Origin of the sequence: Rhodoferax koreense, assembly GCF_001955695.1 — a bacterium.
GTDB lineage: Bacteria > Pseudomonadota > Gammaproteobacteria > Burkholderiales > Burkholderiaceae_C > Rhodoferax_B > Rhodoferax_B koreensis.
Map to the genome: position 1 here is coordinate 4,077,130 of NZ_CP019236.1, position 26,083 is coordinate 4,103,212.

Here is a 26,083-nt window from a genome sequence, read left to right on the forward strand (position 1 = left end):
CGGCCGATGTCCAAAAGTCATGGCGAAACGGGCCAGTTACAAATCCTGTTCATACGCCTCGCGGCGCACGGATGTTGGAAGCCCGCTTCTTCACGACAGACAATTTCTGTTCATTTTTATGTATACAGCGGAAAACACGCGATTCCGCTCGCCCGCTGCTTTCATTTCAGTAGCACGGCGGCGCTCCAGACGCCTTGTCGAAGGCGTCTGACACCCACGCTTGGCGGGGCCGGTAAATTGTAAATCTGTGTTTAAATACAGCTTTTTTAACAATTTATAGAGATATAAATTTAATTTGATATTCTTGACTCGATATTTGAAGTCCCCATAGAATCCGCCCGTTTCCCCCCACCCCCCTTGGAGACCCCGACCGCTGCCGACCCCGGCTAAGTCAGATCGCTGTGAAAGTCTTGAAGACACCGCAGGATCCTGATGGCGTACCAACCATTCGAAGTTTCCACCGATGCCGCAGCTCCCCTGTGAGCCGTGGTCGGGAACCGCGCGAGATGAGGAAGTGCTATGACAGCGTTAAAGAAGATGGGCCAGGGCATGCGTACCGTTGCATCGGACATTGCCCAGGGCTTTTTTGAAATCACCCACAACGGATTCGCGCTCTTGGGCCTGATCGTGGCCTTTGCCGTGATCACCATGACCGCCCGCCCGGACCTGCGCGAAGCAGGAGAAGTCAAGCTCATGGCCTGGCTGCAGGAACGCCGCGTCGAGATGCTCGGCCCGCAACCCGAGGCGGAAGTCGAAGTCGTCGACCGTCCGATGGCCAGCGATCCGAAGGATCTGCCCAAGCAGCAGGCGGCCGTGGCCTACTGGCTCAGCAAGAAATACCGCGTGGCACCAGAGCCGCTGAGCGCGCTGGTGGCCGAGGCCTACGACATTGGCCGCCGCGCCAAGCTCGACCCGACGCTGATCCTGGCCGTGATGGCCATCGAATCCGGCTTCAACCCGTTCGCCCAGAGCTCGGTGGGCGCCCAGGGCCTGATGCAGGTGATGACCAAGGTCCACACCGACAAGTACGAAAACGTGGGCGGCCACCTGGCGGCGTTCGACCCGATGACGAATCTGCGCGTGGGCGTCAAGGTGCTGCAGGAATGCATCTCCCGCGCCGGCTCGATCGAAGGCGGCCTGCGCTATTACGTCGGCGCGGCCAACATCGAGGACGATGGCGGTTATGCCGGCAAGGTGATTGCCGAACACGTCCGCCTGCAGCAGGTGGCCAACGGCCGCAGCGCATCGATTGCCACGCCGCGACCCGCACCGGCCCAGGCTGTCGGCCCGATCCCCGTGGTGGCCCCGGCCAAGCCGGCACCGACGCAGGACGAGAAGGTCGCCGGGCTGTACTAAGCCTTCGAGCCGAGCAGGGCCGGCCTCGGCTACACTAGCGGGGTACGCGACTGGCGATAGGCCTGACCCTGGTTGACGCAACCGGGCGCTCGGGCTGACGTGGACCACCGCAGCCGCCTTCCGGCACAACACCGGCAAGACGCCCTCCGGGCAACCACTGGGAAGCGTACCACCCGCACCGCATGGCACAGCCAGCAGACGAGTGATCAGCCGTTCGCCTGGGCAGCACCCCTCGTTTCGCGGCATCGCGGCGAGGGTCCGCCATATGCACCAACTGCAAGGACTGCCATGTACGACCGCAACATTCTGATCGAGCAAGCCGACCCGGAAATCTTCCAGGCCATCCAGAAGGAAAACGCGCGCCAGGAACACCACATCGAGCTGATCGCGAGCGAAAACTACGCCTCGCCGGCCGTGATGGCTGCACAGGGTTCGCAGCTCACCAACAAATACGCTGAAGGCTACCCCGGCCGCCGCTACTACGGCGGCTGCGAATACGTGGACGTGGCCGAACAGCTGGCCATCGACCGCATCAAGCAGATTTTTGGCGCCGAAGCCGCCAACGTGCAGCCGCATTGCGGCGCGTCGGCCAATGAAGCCGTGTTCCTGGCCTTCCTGAAGCCCGGCGACACCATCATGGGCATGAGCCTGGCCGAAGGCGGCCACCTGACCCACGGCATGGCGCTGAACATGAGCGGCAAGTGGTTCAACGTGGTGAGCTACGGCCTGAACGACAAGGAAGAGATCGACTACGACGCGATGGAGCGCAAGGCGCACGAAACCAAGCCCAAGCTGATCATCGCCGGTGCCTCGGCCTACAGCCTGCGCATCGACTTCGAACGCTTCGCCAAGGTGGCCAAGGCCGTCGGCGCGATCTTCATGGTCGACATCGCCCACTACGCCGGCCTGGTGGCCGCGGGCGTGTACCCCAACCCAGTGCCGCATGCCGACGTCGTCACCTCCACCACGCACAAGAGCCTGCGCGGCCCGCGTGGCGGCATCATCCTGATGAAGGCGGAGCATGAAAAGGCCATCAACAGCGCGATTTTCCCCGGCCTGCAAGGCGGCCCGCTGATGCATGTGATCGCCGCCAAAGCGGTGGCGTTCAAGGAAGCCATGGCGCCCGAGTTCAAGGCTTACCAGCAACAGGTGGTGAAGAACGCCAAGATCGTCGCCGAAACCCTGACGGCGCGCGGCCTGCGCATCGTCAGCGGCGGCACCGAGTCACACGTGATGCTGGTCGACCTGCGCGCCAAGGGCATCACCGGCAAGGAAGCCGAAGCCGTACTGGGCAGCGCGCACATGACGATCAACAAGAACGCCATCCCGAACGACCCGGAAAAGCCGATGGTCACCAGCGGCGTGCGCATCGGCACGCCAGCCATGACCACCCGCGGTTTCAAGGATGAGGAAGCCCGCATCACGGCCAACCTGATCGCCGACGTGCTCGACAACCCGCGCGACGAAGCCAACATCGCCGCCGTGCGCGCCAAGGTCAACGCGCTGACCGCGCGTTTCCCGGTCTATCGCTGATCCGTCCGCCTTGCGCAGCCTCCGCAACCTGCAGCCATGAAATGCCCTTTTTGCGGTCACGGCGAAACCCAGGTCGTGGAGACGCGCGAGTCTGAGGACGGCGATTTGATCCGCCGCCGCCGCCGCTGCGGCGGCTGCGAGCAACGCTTCACGACCTACGAACGTGCCGAGGTGGCCATGCCCAGCGTGGTCAAGAAGGACGGCAGCCGCGCCGACTTCGACCTGGGCAAGGTTCAGGCCTCGATGCGCCTGGCGCTGCGCAAACGCCCCGTCGCCGTGGAACAGGTCGACGCCGCGCTCGAACGCATCGAGCGCAAGCTGCTGACCAGCGGCACCAAGGAGATCACCACCGCCAAATTGGGCGAACTGGTGATGCGCGAGCTCAAGAAGCTGGACAAGGTGGCGTATGTGCGCTTTGCTTCGGTGTATCGCAGCTTTGAAGATGTGGATGAATTCAGCCGGTTGATTCAGGATATTTGAGAGCGAGAATAGACCAGACCAGCGGTCTGTGCGGCGCGACCAGCGGAATCGATTGTTGTCCCGGCGTTGGACACAATCGCAGCATGCGCCCCGTTGCCCTCTCCCCTTATCTTCGGAAGCACCGCCTCGGCTTCACGCTGATTGAGCTGATGGTTACTGTTTCCGTCGTGGCGATTCTTGGCGCACTGGCTGTTCCGTCCTTGCGGGGGTTTTTTGTCCGGAACGCCTTTTCAAGTATCGGCAACGAGTTTCAGGGCAGCCTCCTGCGCGCTCGCAACGAGGCGGTGAGCAAGAACATCTGCGCCACGATGTGCATGAGCAACACGGTCGACGCGGCCGTTCCGTTCTGCAAGCAGTCTGGCCAGGACTGGCAGGTCGGATGGATTGTTTTTATGAATCCGTCGTGCGATGTCGATTACGGAAAAAATGCCAGCACGAAAGCCGTGGCCGCGGCCGACATGATTCTTGTCCGTCGCGCGGGCAATCCGGACTACGCTCTCATGGCCCAGAGTTCAACGAGAAAAATGATGTTCAACGCCCGCGGCAATGTGGGTTTGAGCACGGCAGACAGATTTGATCTTACTTATACCGACACCCAACTCGAGTTGAAATATGGATTCAACATCTGCTTGGACACCATGGGCCGAAGCAGGTCGATTCCCGTGACATCAACCTGCACCTACTGAATTCCGTGATGAATAACATTCCAGCACATCAGCGCGTCCGACACCCCGCCGCATGGAATTCTCGTGGCGTGACCCTGGTTGAAGTGCTGATTGCAGTCATCGTGCTGTCCGTCGGACTTCTGGGCATTGCCGGCCTTCAGGTGGTCACGACGAAGTACAAAATGGGCAGCGGTGTGCGCTCCGCCATCGCCGTCCTGTATTCGGACTTCACCGATCGCGTGCGGCTCAATCCGACGATGGCCGGGCCGAACTGGCTCACCGGCCAGACGTCGCCCGATATCGGTTCGTCCGACATCGACAGTTCCAAGTACACCTACCAGGCGACCTGGGCGGTGCAACAGGGGGTCCAGGACAACCAATTGGTCTCGACGGCATGCGATGCCTCGTCGACCTGCTCGCCAAGCCAGCGTGCTGACTACGACATGCTGACCTGGCGCAAACGCGTGCGCGAAAACCTTCCGCAAGGCGCGGTGTTCATCGCGGGCAATCGCAGTACCGGCATCGACGTCACGATGATGTGGATGGACAAGGAAAACACCGACAAGACCGCCAGGACCGACGACCGCACGAGTGCCACCCAGGTGTCCCTGGTTACCTCGGCCAATTGCAGTACCAACAACACCGAAACCGGTCTGGCGCAGCAAACCTGCTGCCCGCCAGCCGCCAGTGTGCCAGCCGGGGTGCGCTGCGCCCGCTTTTCCTTCATGCCATGAACCAGCGCAAACTTTTTCATCGCCAGCGCGGCGTGAGCCTGATCGAGTTGATGGTCACCATGGCCATCACCATGTTCCTGGTCGCCGCAGCGGCCTACGTGTATCTCGGCACGCGCGAGACGCAGCGCGCCGTCGAACGCAACAGCAGCAACGTCGACACGGGCACGTTCGCGATGCAACTGATCGGGCAGGAGATCATGAAGGCCGGCTATTACCCGGCCAACACTTCGCGGGTGCTGACGGCCGCAGAGGGCTATCCCAAGCTCAGCTATTACCCGCCCACCAAACTGGCTGAAAATGCCGCCCAAGCTACCGATTGGACACCCCCGACCACCGCAACCCCAGGCATTTACCTGTCGGGTCTATTCGGATGCAATGGCGGGACGTATCTGCCCGCTACGGGAACATGCCCCGCGTCAAGCGATACGGCGCCAGATTCCATCGTCATCAACTATTTCACCAATGACAAACTGGGTGCAGGAGTGGGAGACCGCACTGATTGCACTGGCGCCGACGTCGCCAATGATCCGAGCAACACCAATCGACTGAATACGACCAACATCGAGGCGCCTCCGCTACAACCTTTGTTTGTTTCCAACCGTTTTGCCATCACCGCTACCCAAACCGAGATCGAAAAACAGGCGGTGTCGACGTTCAGCTTGTCGTGCAACGGAAATGGTGCAACAACACCCACGAACATCTACCAGCCGCTGCTGCCCGGCATCGAAGACATGCAGTTCACCTACGGTGTCTTTGCGGTCTCGGCAGACTCGGGTTCAAGAACCCCGGAGAAGTTCTACACCGCCACGGAAGTGAGCGCTCTTGCCGCCGTGAATGTCGACAACGGCATGTTTGTCGTATCGACGCCTGCCTGGTCACGCGTATCGGCGGTCCGCGTCTGCATCATGGTGAAAAGCCAGGGTGCGAATCCAAAGATTGCAGACAAGGCTGGCGCAGAACGCAGTTATGTGGATTGCAAGGGCGCGACGCAAACTCAAGGGGCTTCGGACAGTAGTTTGCGCAGGAAATTCGAGCAGACCTTCGTGCTGCGTAACCGCATGAGCGTGGTGTACTGATGCGCGCCCCTTCTTCATTGGACAACTTCGTCGCGCCGTCAAACAACCAGGCTGTGAAGCAAAGTGGGGTGGCGTTGATCATGGTGTTGCTGTTCCTGGTGGCGATCACCGGGCTCACCGTCTGGGCGGCCCGGCAGGCCATGCTGGGCGAAGGCATGGCGCGCAATCAACAGGATCTGGAAGTAGCCCGGCAGGCGGCCGAATCGGCGCTTCGCGACGCCGAGCGCGATCTGAAGAACGTGACACCGCTGGCCAATTTCTCTTGCAGCCGGGGTGGGGCAATATTGCCCGTCAAATTCAACCCCTCCTGCCAGGGGGGCCTGTGTTACCGGCCGGACAGCGACTATGGCACTTCGCAGTGGGCCAATGCGACCGCTGGCTCCACGGTCAACTCGGAACCGTGGTGGCCGATCGGCAAAGGCGGGTTGTGGAACGATGTCAATGATCCATCGGCCTCCACCAATACAAAACCGATTCGCGTCCCCCCCACAGGGAGCAGCAATTGCGGTTTTACTGGCGGCGTGCCCCTAGGCACTTTCACCGGTGCGCCCGCCATCAGGGGCGTTGCCGCGCAGCCCGAATACCTCATCGAGTATTTCCGCCGCTCGATTCCGGGGCGCAAGGAAATGCCGGTCTACCGGATCACCGCCCGCGGCTTCGGCTACAGCCTGCGCACGCAAGTGGTGCTGCAATCCATCTTTTTGCCTGAGTGATCGCCAGAAGTCCGCGGCACGCCAGATCCCTTCGGAGCTCCAACATGACCATCACATCCTTCGCAAGGCCGCTGCTTCTGGCACTGGCGCTTCTGAGCGGGCTGTCCGCCAAGGCCACGCCGACCGAGGTGTCGACCCCCCGCCAGGCCATTCCGCCCAACATCACCACGACATCCAACAAGCCGATGCTGGTGCTCGCGGCCTCCAAGGACCATACCTTGTTCGGCCCCATCTACACGGACTTCGAAGACGTGGACGGCGACGGCGTCATCGACACCACTTTCATCCCCACATTCAAGTACTACGGCTATTTCGATGCCACCAAGTGCTACGCCTACAGCACGGCCAACGGCCAGTTCGAACCGGCGGCCTTGGCCACCGTTGTCACGGCCACGGTGGGTACCACCACCACGACCCGCTACACCTGCCCTTCGACGCAAAGCTACTGGAGCGGCAACTTTCTGAACTGGTCGTCCATGACGCGGCTGGATGTCGTGCGCAAGATGCTCTATGGCGGCACGCGCAGCACCGATGCCAATGGCAGCACCGTGCTGGAACGCGCCAAGCTCAACTACGACGCGCACTCCTTCGTCAAGTACTACCGCGGCACGGACATCCGCGACTACACGCCATTCACGACCGCGGCCCTGACCAAGACCACCGGCAGCAATGCCAACGTCTACGCCGGCCTGAGCATCTGCAACACCGGTTCGGCCGACAGCACGACAGCCTCGCCCAACGCGCCCGTGATGCGCATGGTCAAGGGCAACGTCCGTTTCTGGGCCACGGTGGAAGTGCAGGTGTGCCGCTGGCGTGAAAACTACAGCTCCGGTACCTTCGGCCCCAAGCTGGCCAGGTACTACAAGGATGCGGACAAAGGCGGCGGCGGCATCGCGCACGAGTTGACGATTCCCAGCCAATCCACGGACGGCGCCACGTACGACAGCAACATCGGCCCGGAGTTGACCGTGCGCGTCAAGGTGTGCGACCCGAACTTTCTGGGCGAAGAGCGCTGCCAGGCTTTTCCCGCCAACTCGCTCACGAACTACAAGCCTTATGGCCTGTTCCAGGAATTCGGCTATCCCAACGCCAATGGCGCAGCACGCGCCGAATTCGGCGTAATCACCGGCAGCTACGACTTGAACTACACCGCCGGCGCATTGCGCAAGAACATGGGCGATTTCGCGGATGAAATCAATGCGACGACAGGTGTTTTCTGCCACAGCGCCTCGTCGGGATGCGCCACGACGCTGGCATCTCCAGACGGACGGACCACCGGCCAAGGCGCGATCAAGGCCTTTGATGCCATCATCCTGAACGACCGCAACAACAACTCGTATGCGACCTCGGGCGTTCCCAGCACGGTTTCGGAGGGATCCCTGTCGTCGTGGGGAAATCCCATCGGCGAGATGCTGGTGCAGGCCCTCCAGTATTACGCCTATAACGGGACGGCGCCAACGCCGTCCAATCCCTCTTCGACGTCGAAGGACACCGCAAGAGGCGCGCCGGTACGGGCATGGACGGACCCTCTGTCGACCAGCAATGCAACACGCGCCGCGCTCTACGGCAACTCGGTTTGCCGCCCGTTGAATACCTTGCTGCTCTCCAGCAGTGCAACCAGTTTCGATGGACAGGCCGACACACCCTTCACGACGCTGCCGAACCGAACCGGCGACCTGGCCAGCTACACCAATGCCGTCGGCACGGCGGAGGGGATCAACAACTCGCTGCGTTCGATTGGCTCGGTGACGGGCGGATATGGCGACTCCTGCTCGGCCAAGACCGTAGGCAATCTTTCCAATGTGTCCGGCATCTGCCCTGAAGCGCCTGCCATGGGCGGCACCTACCAGATCGCGGGCGCGGCGCTGTACGGCAACACATCGAAGATTCGAACGATTGCCACGCCACCGGCCGACCTCAAATACGTTCAGAACGCGCTCAAGGTCAAGACGCTCGCGGCTTCGCTGACCGGAGGCTCGCCTCGGATCGACATCCCTGTACCAGGCACCTCACCCACCAAATACGTCTACATCACGCCGGAAAGCGTCCAGGCGGGCGGCAAGGTGAGCGCGCCGCTGACCTTTGCATCCATCAGTTCCAGCAGCACCTACGGTGCGTTCATCGTGACCTGGAACGACATCCTGATGGGTGGCGACTACGACATGGACATCACCGGGTTCCTGCGCTATGACCTGATCGCCAACAGCTCCAGCCCTTCGGGTTGGGACGTCAAGATCACCACCGACATCCCCGGCGTCTGCGGTGGCGGTGCCGGCACCCATGGGTTCAGCGTGATCGGCGTTCAGACGATGACCGGAAGCTCCGGCAACGGGCGCTACCTGACGCACCAGCACTACAGCAGCGGGGTTTTGTCAGGCATGCCGCCGACTTCGGAATACCTATGCGGCGATGCCACTTACCGTGCCCAAACCAGCACGTTGTTCACCGGCACCTATGCCAACACGGTCTGCAACGTCACGGGAGACGGAACCACCGGCGACCCCGGAATTCCTACCCTGGTCAACTACTGCACGGTCAAGAACGTGGACTTCCCCGTGTCGACCACGTTCCACATGGTGGGTGAAAGCGATGCACTGATCAAGGATCCCATGTACTACGCCGCCAAGTACGGCGATTTCGATTCGAGCACCAAGAATGCCGACGGCACCTTCACCGACCTGACGCTGCCACCCAATGTCGCCTCGTGGGACAAATACAAGACCGACGGCACCGTCGGCGCCGATGGCGTCCCCGATGGTTATTTCCTCGCCCGCCGGCCGGAATTGCTCGAGCAGCAGCTTCGCAAGGCGCTGGACAGCCTTGCAAAGACATCCAACGCCGCACCCATCACCTCGTCGGGCGAATTGACAGTTGGCAGTTTCAAATATGTGGCGAGGTTCGACTCCACCACCGTGACCGGAGACCTCGATGCATTCAAGGCGCAGGACGATGGCACCTACCTTGCGAGTCCTACATGGTCTGCGGGTGTGCTATTGCGCGCCAGAACGAGCGGCGTGGGCAATACGCCGGGCGACAAGGGTGCCTCGCGCCAGATCATTACCAATTACCAGTCCAGCACCGTGCCCGCCACGGCGATGGCTTTTCGCTGGGCCAGCCTGTCGACGGACTACAAGGCAATGATGACCACGGCCAGCACCAACAAATTGAGCGCCGCCAACGCCGAGATTGCGCTCAACTACATCCGTGGCGACCAGTCCCTGGAAAACGCGTCGACCGGCCTGCGGGAGCGCGGCGACACCACGATGCTGGGCCCGATCGTCAACTCCGGCCCGTGGGTACAAGGTCCACCCTCGGCTACCTACCTTGAATCCCAATTCAAGGGTTATGGCGCCTTTGTCACTGCACAGGCGTCTCGCGAAAAATTACTGTGGGTCGGCGCCAACGATGGCATGCTGCATGCGTTCTGCGCTGAAGACAAATCGGGTTCGGCCACCTGTCCCTCGGCCGGCAAGGAATTGTTTGCCTACATTCCTGGCGCGCTCGCCAACCGGCTGGCCGAGATTCCCCTGCAGCGCGGTACGGTGAGCCGTACCCGGCTGAACAACGCGAACTTCACGCTGGATTCGGCCGAGACCCAGCCAGACAGCACGGTGTGGCCGTATGTCGATGGCAGCGCCTACACCGCGGACGTCAAGGTCAACATCAGCACCGACAGCAACAATGTGGAGAGCGGCACCTGGAAGACCTATCTGTTCGGCTCGCTCGGGCGCGGCGGCCGCGGCGTCTTCGCGCTCGACGTGACCAGTGTCGCTACCCTGGCCAGCGGCGAGAGCAACCCCGGTTCGATCTTCAAGTGGCAGTTCACGTCGGACGACGACAACGACCTCGGCTACATCGTGAGTGAGGTGCGCAAGAACGCGAACACCGCCCAGGCGAGCCCCGTGGTGAGGCTCAACAACGGCAAGTTCGCCATCATCCTGGGCAACGGCTACAAGTCGCTGAGCGGCAAGGCCGTGCTCTTCCTCCTGTATGTGGACGGCCCCACGTCGAACAGCATCACGACCAGTTGGACGGGCCAGTACACCAAGATCGTTGCCGACGCCGGCTCCGACAACGGGCTGATGACGCCGTCCTGGGTCGACCGCAACAACGACGGCACGGCCGACGTGGTCTACGCCGGCGACCTGAAGGGCAACCTGTGGAAGTTCGACATCAGCAGCACCACCGCCACCAACTGGAAGGTGGCCTATACCTCGGGCTCCGGCAACAATGCCGTCAACCGCCCGCTGTTCACCGCGCAGCAAAGCGTCACCTCAGGCAACACCACCACGGTCACGCCGCTGCCGATCACGAACGCGCCGGAATATGTCTACCCGGCCTTCGATGGTCTGATCATCAACTTCGGCACCGGCAACTCCTTCGAGGCCGGCGACTTTCCCAAGCCAGGCGTGCAGCAGCGCTTCTACGGCGTCTGGGACCGGCCCTCTTTCGCAACGACCACCACCGGCACCGGCCCGATGATTCCCGCCGACATGAGCCGGCTGGTGCAGCGCAACTATGTTCTCAACACCGCCACGGGCACGGTCACGGCAACGGCAGACACCACCACCGGGGGGGTATCGACCTACAACGGCATCGACTGGACCAGCAAGGACGGCTGGTACATCAATCTGCCCGGCACCTCGGAAGCCCTGAACACCAGTCCGGAACTGGTCGCCAATTTCCTGCTGTTCCAGACCATCCGGCCGAAGACCACGACCGAGAACTGCTACGACACGCCCAACTCGACGCTCTACATCATCGACCCAATCGCCGGCATCGCCACGCGCAAGGCCCTTGATGTGGCCAGCAACGGTACTTTCAATGTGGGCATTTCGGCTTCTGACCAGAAATGGTTTGTCGTGACGAACAAGACATCCGATCCCTACGCGGTCAAGAACTGCACAACGGGATCAAACTGCGTCAATGGCAAGACGGTACCCCCTTCTCCCGATAGCATCTGCAAAACCATCGGCGGCTCGGGCGGCTCGCGCAACCTGTGCTACAACCCCCTCGGCCGCGTGCAGTGGCGTGAGATTCCAGGACTGAGGACCGACAAATGAAAAAGCAGCAAGCCCAGCGGGGTTTCACCCTGATGGAGCTGATGATCACCGTGGCGGTGGTGGGCATTCTGGCGGCCATCGCCTACCCGTCTTTCACCGAACAGATCGCGCGAAGCCGGCGAACGGAAGCGCAGACCATTCTGTTGGCCGGCCAACAGTGGATGGAGCGGTTCTACACGGAGAACTACCGTTATGACAAGAACAGCGCGGGAACGGCTGTGGACGACAGCGCACTGTTTCCATCCCGCTTCAGCACCTCCCCTGCCCCCGGCCAAGGTGCGCCGCTCTACACCATCGCCGTGAGCGCGCCGACGCGCGACACCTACACCATCACGGCCACCCGCAAGTCGGGCACCGCGATGGCAACAGATCGCTGCGGCGACATGACTGTCGATCATCTGGGCCGGCGCAGCGTGGTGAACTACAGCTCGGCCAAGTTTGGAAGCTCCACCGCCAACGCCATCACCTACTGTTGGAAGTAGGCGCGAGGCCCGTGTACCGACGCGAGCGCTGGTGGGGCGTTGGCTTGGCGCTTGGACTGCACGCAGTCGCCCTGGTCTGGGCCTGGTCGGAACCGTCTCCACGGCTGGCAAGCAACGCCGTGGTCTACATCGAGGCGGTGGTGCTGCCAGAGTCTCGTTCAGCATCCGATGTGATTTCAGGGGAGGCGCCGATCGTGCAGCAGGCGCAACCAAGCATTCCCACGGCTACCGACACGCCACCCACACCCAAGCCGCAATCGGCGTACATCAAGCCGGACAAGCCGAGCGCCGTGCCGGAGCCCATCGGTTACCTGCCATTCGATGCGGTCGACCAGCCGGCCGAACCGCTCGGTGACTGGATGATCGACACCGAGGTCCTGCCGCGAGGCAAGTCCTTGCGCGTGGTGCTGAAGTTATGGATTTCGGCAACCGGGGTGATCGACCACTGGGCGCTCTCCGGCGTGCAAGACGATGACGAAACATTGGCCCGGCGTGCCCTGGCCCGCCTACCCGAGACGCTGATCCAGCCGGCCTTCCTCAACCACCTGCCCGTACCGAGTGTTCGCCAGTTGGAGATCGTTCTGACACGATGACCCACCGCGGTACCATTCGCCTTTCCGCTTCGGTTCGTTGCGAATGAATTTTTCGGTCCCTTCTGATTTCGTGCACCAGGCCCACCTGCAGGCCCAGCACGCCAGCCGCGGCGCGTCGCCCAACCCCGCCGTCGGCTGCATCATCACCTCCCCCACCGGCCAGATCCTCGGCCAGGGCCACACCCAGAAGGTCGGCGGCCCGCACGCGGAGGTCATGGCCCTGCGCGATGCGGCGGCGCACGGGCATTCGGTCGAAGGCGCCACCGCCTATGTCACGCTCGAACCGTGTTCCCACCACGGCCGCACCGGCCCTTGCTGCGACGCGCTGATTGCGGCCGGCATCGGCAAAGTCGTGGCCTCGCTGGCCGACCCGAACCCCCTGGTCGCCGGCAATGGCTTCGCGCGGCTGCGCGCGGCGGGCGTCGTGGTCGAAGTGGGACCGGGCGCGGAGGAAGCGCGCGAACTCAACATCGGCTTCTTCAGCCGCATGGTGCGCAAGACGCCGTGGGTCCGCATGAAGATCGCGGCATCCCTGGACGGCAAGACTGCGCTGGCCGACGGCACCAGCCAGTGGATCACGTCGGAGGCGGCACGCACCGACGGCCACGCCTGGCGCGCGCGCGCCTCGGCGGTGCTGACCGGCATCGGCACGGTGCTGGAAGACGATCCGCGGCTCGATGTGCGTCTGGTCGACACGCCGCGCCAGCCGCATCTCGTGATTGTCGACAGCCAATTGCAGACGCCGCTCGATGCTCGCCTTTTCATAGCTGGCCGCGCCGTATTCATCTACGCCGCAGCCCCAAATGATGCCAAAAAATCAGAACTGGAAGCCCACGGCGCCACGGTGATCCATCTGCCAGGCCGCGCGCCGGGCACCGAGAACAAGGTCGACCTGGCGGCCATGTTGCAGGACCTCGGCCGGCGCGAAATCAACGAGCTGCACGTCGAGGCCGGCCACAAGCTCAACGGCTCGCTGATCCGCGAAGGCCTGGTCGACGAGTTCCTGGTCTACCTTGCGCCCAAGTTCATCGGCCAGGGCCTGGACATGGCGAATCTCGGCCCGCTGTCCGCCCTGTCGCAGGCCGTGGCGCTCGAATTCAAGAGCGTGGACCTGCTGCCGCCCGACCTGCGCATCCTGGCGCGCGTCCCCGGTCGCGATCGGTTCTGACGACCTGCCATCCGCCGTATTTCCCGCGTCAAGGAACATGGCCGCAAACCCTGCGAAAATAGCGCCATGTTCACCGGAATCATCACCGGCGTGGGGCGCATCGTCGCCGTCCACGACCTGGGTAGCTCTTCTTCATTCGGCAAACGCCTCACCCTCGAGGCGCCCGCCGGGTATCTGGCCGACGTCGGGCTGGGCGACAGCATCGCGCTCAACGGCGCGTGCATGACGGCCACGACGCTCGACACCGCCCAGCACCGCTTCACCATCGACATCTCGGCCGAGTCGCTCGACAAGACCACAGGGCTGGACGCGCCCGGCCCGGTCAACCTCGAGAAGGCGCTGCGCGCGCACGACCGGCTCGGCGGCCACATCGTCGCCGGCCATGTGGACGGCATCGGCAGCGTGGTCCGTTTCGAGCAGGTCGGCGAAAGCTGGCTGCTGCAGATCCTGGCACCGAAAAGCCTGGCCAAGTACCTCGCCTACAAGGGCTCGATCACCGTCAACGGCGTGAGCCTCACCGTGAACCAGGTGGCGGACGTGGCCGAGGGCTGCGAGATGTCGATCAACCTGATCCCGCACACGGTGGAAAACACCGCGCTCGGCAGCCTGGCGGCCGGCTCGCGCGTGAACCTCGAGATCGACCTCATCGCGCGCTACGTGGAGCGCATGTTGCAGGCCGATCCGCAGCACCCCACACCGCATTCCATCGTTTCGACCGTCGCGAAAGCCCAGCCATGACCGCTCCCACCACCCTCGCCCCGGCGGGCATCTCACCGGTGGAAGACATCGTGGCCGACATGCGTGCCGGCCGCATCGTGATCCTGGTCGACGAGGAAGACCGCGAGAACGAAGGCGACCTGGTGCTGGCCTCCGACCACGTCACGCCCGAAGCCATCAACTTCATGGCCCGCCATGCGCGCGGCCTGATCTGCCTCACGCTGTCGCGCGAGATGTGCGAACGCCTGCACCTGCCGCCGATGGTGGCGCGCAACGGCGCCAAGCATGCGACCGCCTTCACCGTGTCGATCGAAGCCGCCGAGGGCGTGACCACCGGCATCTCGGCCGCCGACCGTTCGCGCACCGTGCAGGCCGCCGTCGCCAAGAACGCGACGGCGCAGGACCTGGTGCAGCCCGGCCACATCTTCCCGCTGCAGGCGGTGGACGGCGGCGTGCTGATGCGCGCCGGCCACACCGAGGCGGGCTGCGACCTGGCCACCATGGCCGGCTGCAGCCCCAGCGCCGTGATCTGCGAGGTGATGAACGACGACGGCACCATGGCCCGCCTGCCCGACCTGCAGGTCTTCGCCGCGCAGCATGGCCTGAAGATCGGCACGATTGCCGATCTCATCGAATACCGCAGCCGCAACGAATCGCTGATCGAGAAGATCGGCAGCCGGCCGATCAAGACCGCGTTCGGCGAATTCACGGCCCACGCCTTCCGCGACAAGCCCAGCCGCGAACTGCACCTGGCCCTGGTCAAGGGCAGTTGGGCGCCCGAGGACGTGGTCGATGCGCGCGTGCACGAGCCGCTGTCCATCCTCGACCTGCTCGAGGTCGACCGTTCCCTGCATTCGTGGAGCCTGGACGCGAGCCTGCGCCACATCGCGCAGCAGGGCAAGGGCGTGGCGGTGCTGCTCAACTGCGGTGAAAGCGCGGCCGAACTGCTCGAACAATTCGAAGGCACGGCACGGCCCGCGCAGGCGCCCGAGCGCGGCCGCATGGACCTGCGCACCTACGGCGTGGGCGCGCAGATCCTGCGCGAATGCGGCGTGCACCGGATGCGCCTGCTGGGCCAGCCGCGCCGCATGCCGAGCATGACCGGCTACGGCCTGGAAACCGTCGGCTACCTCGCCAAACAGACCCCGACTCCAATCGATTCCAAGGAATAAAGATGCAAGCTGCAGACCAGGGCTACGACCCGCAACAGCCACACATGGATGGCCGCAAGCTGCGCATCGGCATCGTGCAGGCCCGTTTCAACGCCGGCATCACCGACGCGCTGGCCAAGGCCTGCAAGGATGAGCTGGCCGCGCTCGGCGTGGCGGCGGACCGCATCGTCCATGTGCAAGTGCCCGGCGCACTGGAAGTCCCGGTGGCGCTGCAGGCGCTCGCAGAGCAGGAAGCCTTCGATGCGCTGGTGGCGCTCGGCTGCATCATCCGCGGCGAAACCTACCACTTCGAACTCGTGGCCAACGAATCGGGCGCGAGCGTGAGCCGCATCGCGCTCGACTACCAGATCCCGATCGCCAACGCCATCATCACCACCGAAAACATGGAACAGGCCGTGGCCCGCCAGACCGACAAGGGCCGCGACGCAGCCCGCGTGGCGGTGGAAATGGCCAACCTGCTGGAACAACTCAAATGACCGACGAATCCAGCCACCTCAGCCCGGCGGGCAAACCTGCGCGCCAGTCGCGCACCGGCCTCACCAGCACCGGCGCGCGCAAGGCCGCCGCCAAATCGGTGCGCAGCCGCGCGCGCGAATTCGCATTGCAGGGCCTGTACCAGCACCTGGTGGGCGGCAACGACGCCGCGTCCATCGACGCGTTCACACGCGACCTGGCCGGCTTCCACAAGGCCGATTCGGCGCACTACGACGCGCTGCTGCACGGCTGCATCGAACACGCCGCCGAACTCGACGCGCTGATCGTGCCGCTGCTCGACCGCAAGATGGAAGAAATCTCGCCGATCGAGCATGCGGTGATGTGGATCGGCGTCTACGAGATGCAGCATTGCCTCGACGTGCCATGGCGCGTGGTGCTCAACGAATGCATCGAACTCGCCAAGGAATTCGGCGGCACCGACGGCCACAAATACGTCAATGGCATCCTCAACGGCCTGGCGCCCAGCCTGCGCAGCGCTGAAGTGCAGGCCGACCAGGCATCGGGCAAGAGCCGCCCGGCCGCCGCGTGACCAGCGTGATGCGCATCTCGCAGCGCGCGCAGGCGATCGAGCCGTTCTACGTGATGGAAGTGGCCAAGGCCGCTTCGGCGCTCGCGGCGGAAGTCGCCGACAGCGAGCGGCCGATGATCTTCCTCAACATCGGCGAGCCCGATTTCACCGCGCCGCCGCTGGTGCAGCAGGCGGCCGCCCGGGCCATCACCGAAGGCGCCACGCAATACACGCAGGCCTTGGGCCTGATGCCGCTGCGGGAACGCATCAGCGCCTGGTACGCAAGCCGCTTCGGCGTCGATGTGCCGGCGGGTCGCATCGTCATCACCGCCGGTGCATCGGCCGCGCTGCAGCTCGCCTGCCTGGCGCTGATCGATGCCGGCGACGAAATCCTGATGCCCGACCCGAGCTACCCGTGCAACCGCCATTTCGTGAGTGCGGCGGATGGCAAGGCGGTGCTGATCCCGACGACGGCCGAAGAGCGTTTCCAGCTCAGTGCCGCCAAGGTCGAAGCCGCCTGGTCTGCCAAGACGCGCGGCGTGTTGCTGGCCTCGCCCTCCAATCCGACCGGGACCTCGATCCACCCCGAAGAACTGCGCCGCATCCACGAGGTGGTGACGCGCAAGGGCGGGATCACCGTCATCGACGAAATCTACCTCGGCCTGAGCCATGACCCAGCCTTCGGCCAGAGCGCGCTGGCGATCGATGATCAGATCATCAGCATCAACAGCTTCAGCAAATACTTCAACATGACGGGCTGGCGCCTGGGCTGGCTGGTCGTGCCCGAGGCACTGGTGCCGGTGGTCGAACGCATCGCGCAGAACCTGTTCATCTGCGCCAGCACGGTGGCGCAGCACGCGGCGCTGGCCTGTTTCGAGCCCGAGTCGCTGGCCGAATACGAACGCCGCCGCGCCGAATTCAAGGCCCGGCGCGACTACTTCATCCCGGCACTGCGTTCACTCGGATTTTCAGTGCCCGTCGAGCCCGATGGCGCTTTCTACGCCTGGGCCGACTGCTCCGAAATCTGTAGCAGGCTAGGCATTACCGGCAGTTGGGACTTCGCCTTCGAAGTCATGCGCCGCGCGCATGTGGCCGTCACGCCGGGCCGCGACTTCGGCACGGCCGACACCGGCCACTTCGTCCGTTTTTCCACCGCCAACTCAATGGCCCAGTTGCAGACCGCGGTAGCGCGGCTGCGCGAGATGCTGGGCTGAGCAGGTACATGACCGCAGCCCTCGCCTCCTCAGACATTGGCTTTGCTTTCCCCATCCGCGTGTACTGGGAAGACACCGACGCCGGCGGCATCGTGTTCTATGCCAACTACCTGAAGTTCATGGAGCGCGCACGCACCGAATGGCTGCGCGCCCTCGGGATCGGCCAGCGGACGTTGAAGGCCGACACGGGCTGCATGTTCGTCGTCACCGACACCTCGCTGCGCTACCTGCAACCCGCCCGGCTCGATGATGAACTTCTTGTTACAGCCCGTCTGGAACAAAGCGGGCGTGCGTCTCTCACAATAGGGCAGCAAGTGCTGGCCGGCACCGACCGCGCCGACATCGCCAGCAGCACCGTGTTGTGCGAAGGGCGCATCCGCATCAGCTGGGTGAACGCCGAAACCCTGAAACCTGCCCGCATTCCGCCAACACTTCTAGAAGCCCTGAAATGAGCCAAGATCTTTCGATTGTCCAACTGGTGCTGAACGCCAGCTTTGTGGTGCAGCTGGTGATGCTGCTGTTGGTGGGGGTGTCGGTCGCGAGTTGGGCGGCCATCTTCAGAAAACTGTTTGCGCTGGGCAAGGTGAAGACCCTGAATGAAGCATTCGAGCGCGAGTTCTGGTCGGGCACCAGCCTCAACGACCTGTTTGCCAGCGCCGCACAGAACGCCAAGAACGCCGGCCCGATGGAACGCATCTTCGCCAGCGGCATGCGCGAATACCAGAAGCTGCGCGAGCGCCGCATCACCGATTCCGGCACGCTGCTCGACGGCGCGCGCCGCGCCATGCGCGCGAGTTTCCAGCGCGAGATGGACGTGATCGAATCCAGCCTGTCCTTCCTGGCCTCGGTCGGCTCGGTGTCGCCCTATGTCGGCCTGTTCGGCACGGTGTGGGGCATCATGCATGCCTTCACCGGCCTGGCCAGCATGGCGCAGGTCACGCTGTCCACCGTGGCGCCCGGCATCGCCGAAGCGCTGGTGGCCACGGCCATCGGCCTGTTCTCGGCGATTCCGGCCGTGGTGGCCTACAACCGCTTCGCGCGCGACATCGACCGCACCGCCATCCGGCTCGAGACCTTCATCGAAGAGTTCTCCAACATCCTGCAGCGCAACGTCTCGGCGCAATCGGCCTCGGGCCACTGAGGAATACCCATGCCAAGTATGGTTTCCAGAGGCCGCGGCCGGCGCACCATCAACGAGATCAATATGGTGCCCTTCATCGACGTGATGCTGGTGTTGCTGATCATCTTCATGGTCACGGCGCCGCTCGTCACGCCGAGCCTGATCGACCTGCCCAGCGTGGGCAAGGCCGGCAAGACGCCGGACAAGGTGATCCAGATCGTCATCGCCAAGGACGAGACGCTCGAGCTCAAGGACCAGGGCACGACCACCCGGCTCACCACCAGGGACGTGGCCAGCGCGGTGAAGAAGGCCCAGGGCGACAACACCAACACGCCGGTGGTGATCAGCGCCGACCGCAACGTCAAGTACGAATCGGTGGTGAAGGTCATGGACACGCTGCAGCGCAGCGGCGTGCAGCGCGTCGGCCTGTCGGTGCAGCTCGGCGGCAAATAGACACGGACATGCAGGCGACCCACGACACCCTGGTCCTTACGCCGCCGAAGCCGCCGGGCATGCTGCGTGCGCTGCTGCTGGCGCTGGTGGCCCATGCGCTGCTGCTGGCCGCACTGACCTGGGGTGTGCACTGGAAGCAGACCGAGAGCCCGGCAGTGGAGGCCGAGATCTGGTCCTCGGTGACGCAACAGGCCGCGCCGCGCGAAGCCGTGGTCACGCCGCCCACACCGGTGCCACCGCCACCGGTGCCGCAACCCAAGGTCGAACCCCCTCCTCCCCCGCCGCCGCCCGTGCAACAGGTGGCACCGCCTCCGCCCGCCCCTGTGGTGCGCGACGCCGACATCGCACTCGAGCGCGAGAAGAAGAAGCGCGAACAGGAAAAACAGCGGCAGCAGGAACTGCTGGAACAACAGCAGGAGAAGCTGCGGGAAAAGCAGCTGCAGGAAAAACGCGAACAGGCGCAGAAGGCCGCGGCCGACAAGAAGAAGCTGGAACAGAAGGCGCGCGAACTCGAAGCCCAGCGCGAAGCGCAAGCCGAGGCCGATGCCAAGCGTAAGCAGGCCGACGCCGCGGAGGCCAAGAAGAAGGCCGAAGCCGCCCAGGCCCAGGCGCAGGCCCAAGCCCAGAAGGCGCAGCAGCAGAAAGCCGCTGAGGCCGCCATGCGCGCCGAGAACCTCAAACGCCTGCAGGGCATGGCCGGCGCCTCCGGCGCGGCCGACGCCACGGGCAGCGCGTTGAAGTCCAGCGGGCCGTCGAGCAGCTACGCCGGCCGCGTCAGCGCCCGCGTCAAGCCCAACATCGTGTTCCCCGACGACATCGCCGGCAACCCCACGGCCGACGTCGAGGTGCGCTCTTCGCCCGACGGCACCATCATCAGCCGCCGGCTCGTCAAGTCCAGCGGCGTGAAGTCCTGGGACGATGCCGTGCTCAAGGCCATCGACAAGACCGAGACCATGCCGCGCGACACCGATGGCCGCGTGCCCTCGCCGCTGATCATCGGCTTCAGCCCCAAGAATTGACCCTCCCTCCGCTCAACCCACCAGAAAGCCTGTCATGAGCTACGTTTTCGCCCCGCCTTCCGTGCCCTCGGTTCCCGTGGTCGGCCAGTCCGCCCGCTTCCCGGTGCGCCACATCTACTGCGTCGGCCGCAACTACGAGGACCACGCCAAGGAGATGGGCTTCACCGGCCGCGAGCCGCCGTTTTTCTTCATGAAGCCGGCCGATGCCATCGTGGTCGTGCCGGCGGGCGAGACCGGCCAGATGCACTACCCGAGCCTGACCAAGAACTTGCACCACGAGATCGAACTGGTGGTGGCCATCGGTACGGGCGGCAAGAACATCGTGGCCGCCGATGCGCACAAGCACATCTTCGGCTACGCCGTCGGCCTGGACATGACGCGCCGCGACCTGCAGAACGAGGCCAAGAAAGTCGGCCGGCCATGGTGCATCGGCAAGGCATTCGACGAGTCCGCGCCGATCGGCCCGATCACGCCCGTGGCCCAGGCCGGCGACGTGGAAAACGCCGCGATCTGGCTGTCGGTGAACGGCCAGGAGCGCCAGCGCAGCACGGTGGCCAAGCTGATCTGGAACATCGCCGAGACCATCGAGCACCTGTCGGCGGCATGGGAGTTGCAGCCCGGCGACCTGATCTACTCCGGCACCCCCGAAGGCGTGGGCGCGGTCGTGGCCGGCGACACGCTGGTGGGCGGTGTGGCGGGCATCGGCGAACTGTCCATCAAGATCCTTTAAGCTGCCGGCCGCCTTCAACCCAGGGGCCATCGCGGCCCCTTTTTTGCGCCCCACGCACTTCCCCTACACTCGCCGCATGATTTTTCGCAGCCCGATCAAACACTGCAGGAACTGCGGCGCGGCCGTCGTCTACCGCGTGCCCGACGATGGCGACACCAAGCAGCGCGCGGTGTGCCCGGCGTGTGCCACCATCCATTACGAGAACCCGCTGAACGTGGTCGGCACCGTGCCCTACCTGGGCGACCGGGTGCTGCTGTGCAAGCGCAACATCGAGCCGCGCTACGGCAAGTGGACGCTGCCCGCAGGCTTCATGGAACTCGGCGAAAGCACCAGCCAGGGCGCGGCGCGCGAGACGATCGAGGAAGCCGGCGCACAGTTCGAGATGGGCGATCTGTTCAGCGTGATGAGCGTGATCCGGGTCGGCCAGGTGCACCTGTTCTATCTGGCCCAGCTGCTGAGCGACGCCTTCGAGCCGGGCACCGAGACCATCGAGGCCCGGCTGTTCACCGAGGCCGAAATTCCCTGGGACGAGATCGCGTTTCGCACCGTCAAGGAAACGCTGGAGCATTACTTCGCCGACCGCCGAGCGGGGCGCTTCGGCATTCACCACGGCGACATCGTCTGATCTTTTTGATTCGCCGGTGTTTTCCATGGCATGCATCGTTCACAGACCGACCTGACCGGGACGACCTGATCCAGACACAGCGCAAAGTCTCACAGAACATAAGGCTTTCGGCTCAGGGCGCCCGTACCCGTGCATGGCTATAGTGCACTCGACACTCCCATGCCGAATACCGCGAAAAACACCGCGACATTGCCCGACCTGGCCCAGCAGGCCGGGCTGCGCCCCCCGGCCCCCTGGATCCGCGACGCTCTGCAGCGCTGGCAGCCCTGGGTCATCGGCGGCGTTGCGGCCGCGCTGATCCTGCTCGTGGGCGTCGCGCTGCACAGCCTGCTGCGCGAGGTGCGTTATGTCGAGATCATGAACGCCGTACACGGCACGCCGCCGTTGCAGGTGTTGTTGGGCCTGGCCTTCACAGCCGTGAGTTATCTCGCCCTTTCGGGCTACGACGCGTCGGCACTCGCCTATGCACATGCCAAAGTCTCGCGCGGCATGCTGCTGCTGACCTCGTTTGTCGCCTATGCGCTGGGCAACACCATCGGCCTTGGCACCCTGACCGGTGGCGCCGTGCGCATGCGCCTGTTCGCCGCCGCCGGCGTGGAGCCATCCAAGATCGCCCAGGTGGTGGCCTTCAATGCCAGCGCTTTCCTGCTCGGCATGTCGGTGTTTGGTGCGTTGGCATTGCTGTGGGGCGCGCCCGACGTGGCCCGGCTGCTGCACCTGCCCGCCTTCCTGCTGCGCACGGCCGCCCTGGTGCTGCTGGCCGGCGTGGGCGTGTTGCTGTGGCTCTGCGCGCGCCAGCGCGTGGTGCAGATCGCGGGCCGCTGGACACTGCGCTTGCCGCCGCCAACTCTGGCGCTGCGCCAGCTGGCGATCTCGGCCGTGGAACTGGGCGCCTCGGCGCTGGCGCTGTGGGTGCTGCTGCCCGGCTCGGCGCTGCCGCTGGCGACCTTTCTGGCCTTCTACGCCATCGCCATCAGCGCCAGCTTGCTGAGCCATGTGCCGGGTGGCATTGGCGTGTTCGAGGCCGTGATGCTGCTGGCCAGCGGCCCCTACTTGCCGACCGAGACGGTGCTGGGCGCGCTGCTGCTTTACCGCGCGCTGTACTACGTGCTGCCGCTGGTGCTGGCCACCGCGCTGCTGGCCGGCTTCGAGATGCGCGCGGGCCTGGGCGCACAGGTCGGCCGCGCGGCAGTGCCGGCCATGCACGCGGCCGCACGCCTGAGCCCACGGCTGCTGACCGCGCTGACGTTGGTGGCCGGCCTGTGGCTGCTGGTCTCGGGGGTGACGCCGTTCACCGAGGATGGGCAACTGCTGCTCGAGTCGCTCAGCGTGCCTCTGCCGGTGGTGGAAGCCGCCCATTTTCTGGGGAGCATTGCCGGCCTGGGGCTGCTGCTGGTCGCGCGCGGCCTGCTGCATCGGCTCGACGCGGCTTGGTGGGCTGCGCTGGCGCTGTCCATCGTGGCCGGGCTGCTGGCCCTGCCCAAGGGCATCGCCTGGGGCGAGGCCGCGCTGCTGACCACGTTGGCGGTGCTGCTGGTGCTGTCGCGCCGCCAGTTCGACCGGCCGTCCTCGCTGTTCGCACAACGGCTGGAGCCGGGCTGGCTGCTGGCCATGTGCGGGGTGCTGGCCGCATGTATCTGGATCCTGTTCTTCGTCTACCAGGAGGTGCACTACAGCAACCGCCTGTGGTGGCAGTTCGAGCTCGATGCCCAGGCGCCCCGCTCGCTGCGCGCACTGCTGGGCGTGGCGCTTTGCGCCCTGGCCATCGGCCTTTGGCAGCTCATGCGCCCGCCCGCGGGCCGGGTGGCGCCGCCCACGCAGGAGGAAATCGACCTGGCCGCCGCCATTGTGCGCACCAGCCCCAGCGCCGGCGGCTGCTTCGCGCTGGTCGGCGACAAGAACCTGATGTTCTCGCCCTCGGGCAAGAGCTTCATCATGTACGGCAAGCAGGGCCGCTCGTGGGTCGCGCTGTTCGGCCCGATTGGCGAGCGCCGCGAGTGGGCCGACCTGGTCTGGCGCTTCATCGAGCACGCCAACGCGCATGGTGGGCGCGCGGCCTTCTACCAGGTACGCCCGTCCATGCTGCCGCTGTTCCTCGACTGCGGGTTGCAGGCCTTCAAGCTCGGCGAATACGCCCATGTGCCGCTGCCCGAGTTCAACCTGAAGGGCGCCAAGCGCGCGAACCTGCGCTCCGGCGTGAACCGCGGCGAGCGCGAGGGCCTGGTGTTCGAGGTCGTGCCGGCAGCAAGCGTGGCACAGTTGCTGCCCGCGCTGCGCAGCGTCTCCGACGCCTGGATGCAGAAGCAGAGTGCGCGCGAGAAAAACTTCTCGGTCGGCCGCTTCGACGACGCCTACCTGCAGCGCTTGCCGGTGGCGGTGGTGCGGCACGCGGGCCGGATCATCGCCTTCGCCAACCTGCTGGTCACGGGCCAGAAGGAAGAAGCCAGCATCGACCTCATGCGTTATGTGCCCGACGCCCCGCCCGGCACCATGGATTTCCTGTTCGCCAAGACCATGCTGCACCTGCAGGCCGAGGGCTACCAGCGCTTCGGACTGGGCATGGCGCCCATGGCCGGCATGGCCGAACGCCGCCGCGCGCCGCGCTGGCAGCGCATCGGCCGGCTGCTGTTCGAGCACGGCGAGCGCTTCTACAACTTCCGCGGCCTGCACAGCTTCAAGGACAAGTTCGAACCCGTGTGGGATGCGCGTTACCTGGCCGCACCGGGCGGCCTGGAGCCGGTGTTGGTGCTGGCCGATGTCGCAACGCTGATCGGCGGCGGCGTGAAAGGGGTGGTGTCCAAATGAAATCCGCACTGACCCTCGGGCTGCTGCTGGCCGCCGGCGCTGCATTGGCCCAGGCCCAGCCGGCGATACAGAGCCCCGTGCAAAGCATCACGCACGGCCAGTTCGAGCGTGTGCAGGTGCATTCACCCGCCGGGCCGGTGCGCCAGTTCGCGCTGCTGCTGGTCGAAGGCAGCACGGCCTCGGCGCAGGAACAGGCCATGCGCAGCCGGCTGCTGGCCGGTGGCGCCATGGTCGCCGAGGTCTCGATGGCCGCCTACCAGGCCAAGGTGCGCGCGCAGAAGGCGCCGTGCAGCTACGCGGGCGGCGACTTCGAGAACCTCGCGCGCCACATCCAGGCCATGCTCAAGCTGCCGGCGTATTTCGAGAGCACCGTGGTTGGCGCGGGTGACTACGCCGCCTACGCCTACGGCATGGTCGCGCAGACACCGGCCGGCGCCTTCGGCGCGCTGCTGACCGCAGGCTTCTGCCCACGGCTGGTCGTGCAACCACCGCTGTGCGCGGTCAACAAGCTCAGCTGGCGTTTGGTCAGCCAAGCCGGCCAGGGCCAGTCCGTGGACATGGCGCCGGTGCCGCTCGGCATTCCGTGGATGGCTGCGACCGCGTCATCGACCAACGGCACGGCCGCCTGCGAACCCGCGGCAGGCCAGGCCTTCGTCGCCCAGGTGCCGCAGGCCCGCCTGCTTGCGAGCTTCGACGCCGCCGCGGCCGAAATCACCGCGCAGCGACCCGTGCTGGAGGCCGCGCCCGCGCAGTTGGCCGACCTGCCCGTCGTGGAAGTGCCGACGCAGCAGCCCGGCAAGCGCTTCGCCGTGCTGCTGTCCGGCGATGGCGGTTGGGCCGGCATCGACAAGGACATCGCCGCCGCCCTGGCGCGCCAGGGCGTGCCGGTGGCCGGCTTCGACTCGCTGCGCTATTTCTGGAGCAAGCGCACGCCCGAAGGCCTGGCGGCCGATCTGGACCGGCTGGTGCACCACTACGCCGCGCGCTGGCAGCGCAGCGAGGTGATCCTGATCGGCTTCTCGCAGGGGGCCGACGTGTTGCCTTTCGCGCTGAACCGGCTGCCCGAACGCACGCGCGCCATGGTGCGGCTGTCGGTGCTGCTGGCGCCGGCCGAGAAGGCCTCGTTCGAGTTCCATGTCAGCAACTGGCTCGGCCCCAGCGGGGACAAGCCGGTGCTGCCGGAGGCCCGGAAGATGGAGGCCGCGCGCACGCTGTGCGTGCATGGCAGCGAGGAGAAGCGCTCGCTGTGCCCGCAACTGGGACCCAATAACGCGCAGGTGGTCATGCTCAAGGGCGCCCACCACTTCGACGGCGACTACGCCGGCCTGGCCGACCGCATCCTGCGCACGGCCGGGCCCTGAG

The 26,083-nt window shown here is 64.9% G+C and carries 24 protein-coding genes; all 24 read left to right on the top strand.

Annotated features, from left to right (window positions below):
- The first annotated feature begins 519 nt into the window (after nucleotides 1-519).
- The 24 genes from RD110_RS18940 to RD110_RS19055 all read left to right on the top strand — a co-directional run bounded on the left by RD110_RS18940 (nucleotide 520) and on the right by RD110_RS19055 (nucleotide 26,082).
- Nucleotides 520-1,356 (top strand): lytic transglycosylase domain-containing protein, encoded by an 837-nt coding sequence (locus tag RD110_RS18940; protein WP_076201084.1) that lies wholly within the window; start codon nucleotides 520-522, stop codon nucleotides 1,354-1,356.
- A gap of 288 nt (nucleotides 1,357-1,644) precedes the next feature.
- A complete protein-coding gene (gene glyA, locus RD110_RS18945) occupies nucleotides 1,645-2,889 on the top strand; it encodes a serine hydroxymethyltransferase (RefSeq protein ID WP_076201086.1) in 1,245 nt (414 codons plus the stop codon).
- Between the two features lie 36 nt (nucleotides 2,890-2,925).
- Nucleotides 2,926-3,369, top strand: coding sequence for a transcriptional regulator NrdR (gene nrdR, locus RD110_RS18950; protein WP_076201087.1), 444 nt, complete (start codon nucleotides 2,926-2,928; stop codon nucleotides 3,367-3,369).
- An 83-nt stretch (nucleotides 3,370-3,452) separates the two neighbouring features.
- Nucleotides 3,453-4,055: a GspH/FimT family pseudopilin gene (locus RD110_RS18955; protein ID WP_076201089.1), complete on the top strand. Its 603-nt coding sequence runs from the start codon at nucleotides 3,453-3,455 to the stop codon at nucleotides 4,053-4,055.
- 8 nt (nucleotides 4,056-4,063) lie between these two features.
- Nucleotides 4,064-4,768 carry a type IV pilus modification protein PilV gene (pilV, locus tag RD110_RS18960; RefSeq protein ID WP_076201090.1) on the top strand — a complete coding sequence of 235 codons (705 nt, stop codon included), beginning with the start codon at nucleotides 4,064-4,066 and terminating at the stop codon, nucleotides 4,766-4,768.
- A complete protein-coding gene (locus tag RD110_RS18965; protein ID WP_076201092.1) occupies nucleotides 4,765-5,844 on the top strand; it encodes a PilW family protein in 1,080 nt (359 codons plus the stop codon). Before pilV ends, RD110_RS18965 begins: the two co-directional genes overlap by 4 nt.
- Nucleotides 5,844-6,557, top strand: a complete 714-nt coding sequence (locus RD110_RS18970) for a pilus assembly PilX family protein (protein WP_076201093.1) — start codon at nucleotides 5,844-5,846, stop codon at nucleotides 6,555-6,557. The genes RD110_RS18965 and RD110_RS18970 overlap by 1 nt, the downstream gene beginning before the upstream one ends.
- Before the next feature lie 44 nt (nucleotides 6,558-6,601).
- A complete protein-coding gene (locus RD110_RS18975; protein ID WP_076201095.1) occupies nucleotides 6,602-11,620 on the top strand; it encodes a pilus assembly protein in 5,019 nt (1,672 codons plus the stop codon).
- On the top strand, nucleotides 11,617-12,102 hold the full coding sequence (locus RD110_RS18980; RefSeq protein WP_076201097.1) for a type IV pilin protein: 486 nt from the start codon (nucleotides 11,617-11,619) through the stop codon (nucleotides 12,100-12,102). The genes RD110_RS18975 and RD110_RS18980 overlap by 4 nt, the downstream gene beginning before the upstream one ends.
- Before the next feature lie 119 nt (nucleotides 12,103-12,221).
- Complete coding sequence (locus RD110_RS18985; RefSeq protein ID WP_157900251.1) at nucleotides 12,222-12,695, top strand: hypothetical protein; 474 nt, start codon at nucleotides 12,222-12,224, stop codon at nucleotides 12,693-12,695.
- Between the two features lie 43 nt (nucleotides 12,696-12,738).
- Nucleotides 12,739-13,863, top strand: coding sequence for a bifunctional diaminohydroxyphosphoribosylaminopyrimidine deaminase/5-amino-6-(5-phosphoribosylamino)uracil reductase RibD (ribD, locus tag RD110_RS18990; RefSeq protein ID WP_076201100.1), 1,125 nt, complete (start codon nucleotides 12,739-12,741; stop codon nucleotides 13,861-13,863).
- A gap of 66 nt (nucleotides 13,864-13,929) precedes the next feature.
- A complete protein-coding gene (locus tag RD110_RS18995) occupies nucleotides 13,930-14,601 on the top strand; it encodes a riboflavin synthase (protein WP_076201102.1) in 672 nt (223 codons plus the stop codon).
- A complete protein-coding gene (gene ribBA / locus RD110_RS19000) occupies nucleotides 14,598-15,752 on the top strand; it encodes a bifunctional 3,4-dihydroxy-2-butanone-4-phosphate synthase/GTP cyclohydrolase II (RefSeq protein ID WP_076201104.1) in 1,155 nt (384 codons plus the stop codon). The genes RD110_RS18995 and ribBA overlap by 4 nt, the downstream gene beginning before the upstream one ends.
- A 2-nt stretch (nucleotides 15,753-15,754) precedes the next feature.
- On the top strand, nucleotides 15,755-16,228 hold the full coding sequence (gene ribH / locus RD110_RS19005) for a 6,7-dimethyl-8-ribityllumazine synthase (protein WP_076201105.1): 474 nt from the start codon (nucleotides 15,755-15,757) through the stop codon (nucleotides 16,226-16,228).
- Nucleotides 16,225-16,776, top strand: a complete 552-nt coding sequence (gene nusB, locus RD110_RS19010; protein ID WP_076201107.1) for a transcription antitermination factor NusB — start codon at nucleotides 16,225-16,227, stop codon at nucleotides 16,774-16,776. Before ribH ends, nusB begins: the two co-directional genes overlap by 4 nt.
- Nucleotides 16,777-16,784: 8 nt before the next feature.
- A complete protein-coding gene (locus RD110_RS19015) occupies nucleotides 16,785-17,969 on the top strand; it encodes a pyridoxal phosphate-dependent aminotransferase (protein WP_076205281.1) in 1,185 nt (394 codons plus the stop codon).
- A 35-nt stretch (nucleotides 17,970-18,004) separates the two neighbouring features.
- On the top strand, nucleotides 18,005-18,421 hold the full coding sequence (ybgC, locus tag RD110_RS19020; protein WP_076205283.1) for a tol-pal system-associated acyl-CoA thioesterase: 417 nt from the start codon (nucleotides 18,005-18,007) through the stop codon (nucleotides 18,419-18,421).
- Nucleotides 18,418-19,110, top strand: coding sequence for a protein TolQ (tolQ, locus tag RD110_RS19025; protein WP_076201109.1), 693 nt, complete (start codon nucleotides 18,418-18,420; stop codon nucleotides 19,108-19,110). Before ybgC ends, tolQ begins: the two co-directional genes overlap by 4 nt.
- 9 nt (nucleotides 19,111-19,119) lie before the next feature.
- On the top strand, nucleotides 19,120-19,542 hold the full coding sequence (tolR, locus tag RD110_RS19030) for a protein TolR (protein ID WP_076201111.1): 423 nt from the start codon (nucleotides 19,120-19,122) through the stop codon (nucleotides 19,540-19,542).
- A gap of 8 nt (nucleotides 19,543-19,550) precedes the next feature.
- On the top strand, nucleotides 19,551-20,561 hold the full coding sequence (gene tolA, locus RD110_RS19035) for a cell envelope integrity protein TolA (protein ID WP_076201112.1): 1,011 nt from the start codon (nucleotides 19,551-19,553) through the stop codon (nucleotides 20,559-20,561).
- A gap of 34 nt (nucleotides 20,562-20,595) precedes the next feature.
- Nucleotides 20,596-21,291: a fumarylacetoacetate hydrolase family protein gene (locus RD110_RS19040; protein WP_076201114.1), complete on the top strand. Its 696-nt coding sequence runs from the start codon at nucleotides 20,596-20,598 to the stop codon at nucleotides 21,289-21,291.
- A gap of 76 nt (nucleotides 21,292-21,367) precedes the next feature.
- Nucleotides 21,368-21,916 carry an NUDIX hydrolase gene (locus RD110_RS19045; protein WP_076201115.1) on the top strand — a complete coding sequence of 183 codons (549 nt, stop codon included), beginning with the start codon at nucleotides 21,368-21,370 and terminating at the stop codon, nucleotides 21,914-21,916.
- 159 nt (nucleotides 21,917-22,075) lie between these two features.
- Nucleotides 22,076-24,721, top strand: coding sequence for a bifunctional lysylphosphatidylglycerol flippase/synthetase MprF (mprF, locus tag RD110_RS19050; RefSeq protein WP_076201117.1), 2,646 nt, complete (start codon nucleotides 22,076-22,078; stop codon nucleotides 24,719-24,721).
- Nucleotides 24,718-26,082 carry a virulence factor family protein gene (locus RD110_RS19055; RefSeq protein WP_076201118.1) on the top strand — a complete coding sequence of 455 codons (1,365 nt, stop codon included), beginning with the start codon at nucleotides 24,718-24,720 and terminating at the stop codon, nucleotides 26,080-26,082. Before mprF ends, RD110_RS19055 begins: the two co-directional genes overlap by 4 nt.
- The last annotated feature ends 1 nt before the right edge of the window (nucleotide 26,083 follow it).

Bases quoted from the DNA above. Each gene is read 5' to 3' on its own strand.
- tolQ (WP_076201109.1), top strand. From the start codon at position 18,418: ATGAGCCAAGATCTTTCGATTGTCCAACTGGTGCTGAACGCCAGCTTT.
- RD110_RS19045 (WP_076201115.1), top strand. From the start codon at position 21,368: ATGATTTTTCGCAGCCCGATCAAACACTGCAGGAACTGCGGCGCGGCC.
- RD110_RS18995 (WP_076201102.1), top strand. From the start codon at position 13,930: ATGTTCACCGGAATCATCACCGGCGTGGGGCGCATCGTCGCCGTCCAC.
- nrdR (WP_076201087.1), top strand. From the start codon at position 2,926: ATGAAATGCCCTTTTTGCGGTCACGGCGAAACCCAGGTCGTGGAGACG.
- RD110_RS18965 (WP_076201092.1), top strand. From the start codon at position 4,765: ATGAACCAGCGCAAACTTTTTCATCGCCAGCGCGGCGTGAGCCTGATC.
- tolR (WP_076201111.1), top strand. From the start codon at position 19,120: ATGCCAAGTATGGTTTCCAGAGGCCGCGGCCGGCGCACCATCAACGAG.
- pilV (WP_076201090.1), top strand. From the start codon at position 4,064: ATGAATAACATTCCAGCACATCAGCGCGTCCGACACCCCGCCGCATGG.
- RD110_RS18970 (WP_076201093.1), top strand. From the start codon at position 5,844: ATGCGCGCCCCTTCTTCATTGGACAACTTCGTCGCGCCGTCAAACAAC.
- RD110_RS19015 (WP_076205281.1), top strand. From the start codon at position 16,785: ATGCGCATCTCGCAGCGCGCGCAGGCGATCGAGCCGTTCTACGTGATG.
- ribBA (WP_076201104.1), top strand. From the start codon at position 14,598: ATGACCGCTCCCACCACCCTCGCCCCGGCGGGCATCTCACCGGTGGAA.
- glyA (WP_076201086.1), top strand. From the start codon at position 1,645: ATGTACGACCGCAACATTCTGATCGAGCAAGCCGACCCGGAAATCTTC.
- RD110_RS19040 (WP_076201114.1), top strand. From the start codon at position 20,596: ATGAGCTACGTTTTCGCCCCGCCTTCCGTGCCCTCGGTTCCCGTGGTC.
- tolA (WP_076201112.1), top strand. From the start codon at position 19,551: ATGCAGGCGACCCACGACACCCTGGTCCTTACGCCGCCGAAGCCGCCG.
- mprF (WP_076201117.1), top strand. From the start codon at position 22,076: ATGCCGAATACCGCGAAAAACACCGCGACATTGCCCGACCTGGCCCAG.
- RD110_RS18940 (WP_076201084.1), top strand. From the start codon at position 520: ATGACAGCGTTAAAGAAGATGGGCCAGGGCATGCGTACCGTTGCATCG.
- RD110_RS18980 (WP_076201097.1), top strand. From the start codon at position 11,617: ATGAAAAAGCAGCAAGCCCAGCGGGGTTTCACCCTGATGGAGCTGATG.
- RD110_RS18955 (WP_076201089.1), top strand. From the start codon at position 3,453: ATGCGCCCCGTTGCCCTCTCCCCTTATCTTCGGAAGCACCGCCTCGGC.
- RD110_RS19055 (WP_076201118.1), top strand. From the start codon at position 24,718: ATGAAATCCGCACTGACCCTCGGGCTGCTGCTGGCCGCCGGCGCTGCA.
- nusB (WP_076201107.1), top strand. From the start codon at position 16,225: ATGACCGACGAATCCAGCCACCTCAGCCCGGCGGGCAAACCTGCGCGC.
- ribH (WP_076201105.1), top strand. From the start codon at position 15,755: ATGCAAGCTGCAGACCAGGGCTACGACCCGCAACAGCCACACATGGAT.
- RD110_RS18975 (WP_076201095.1), top strand. From the start codon at position 6,602: ATGACCATCACATCCTTCGCAAGGCCGCTGCTTCTGGCACTGGCGCTT.
- ribD (WP_076201100.1), top strand. From the start codon at position 12,739: ATGAATTTTTCGGTCCCTTCTGATTTCGTGCACCAGGCCCACCTGCAG.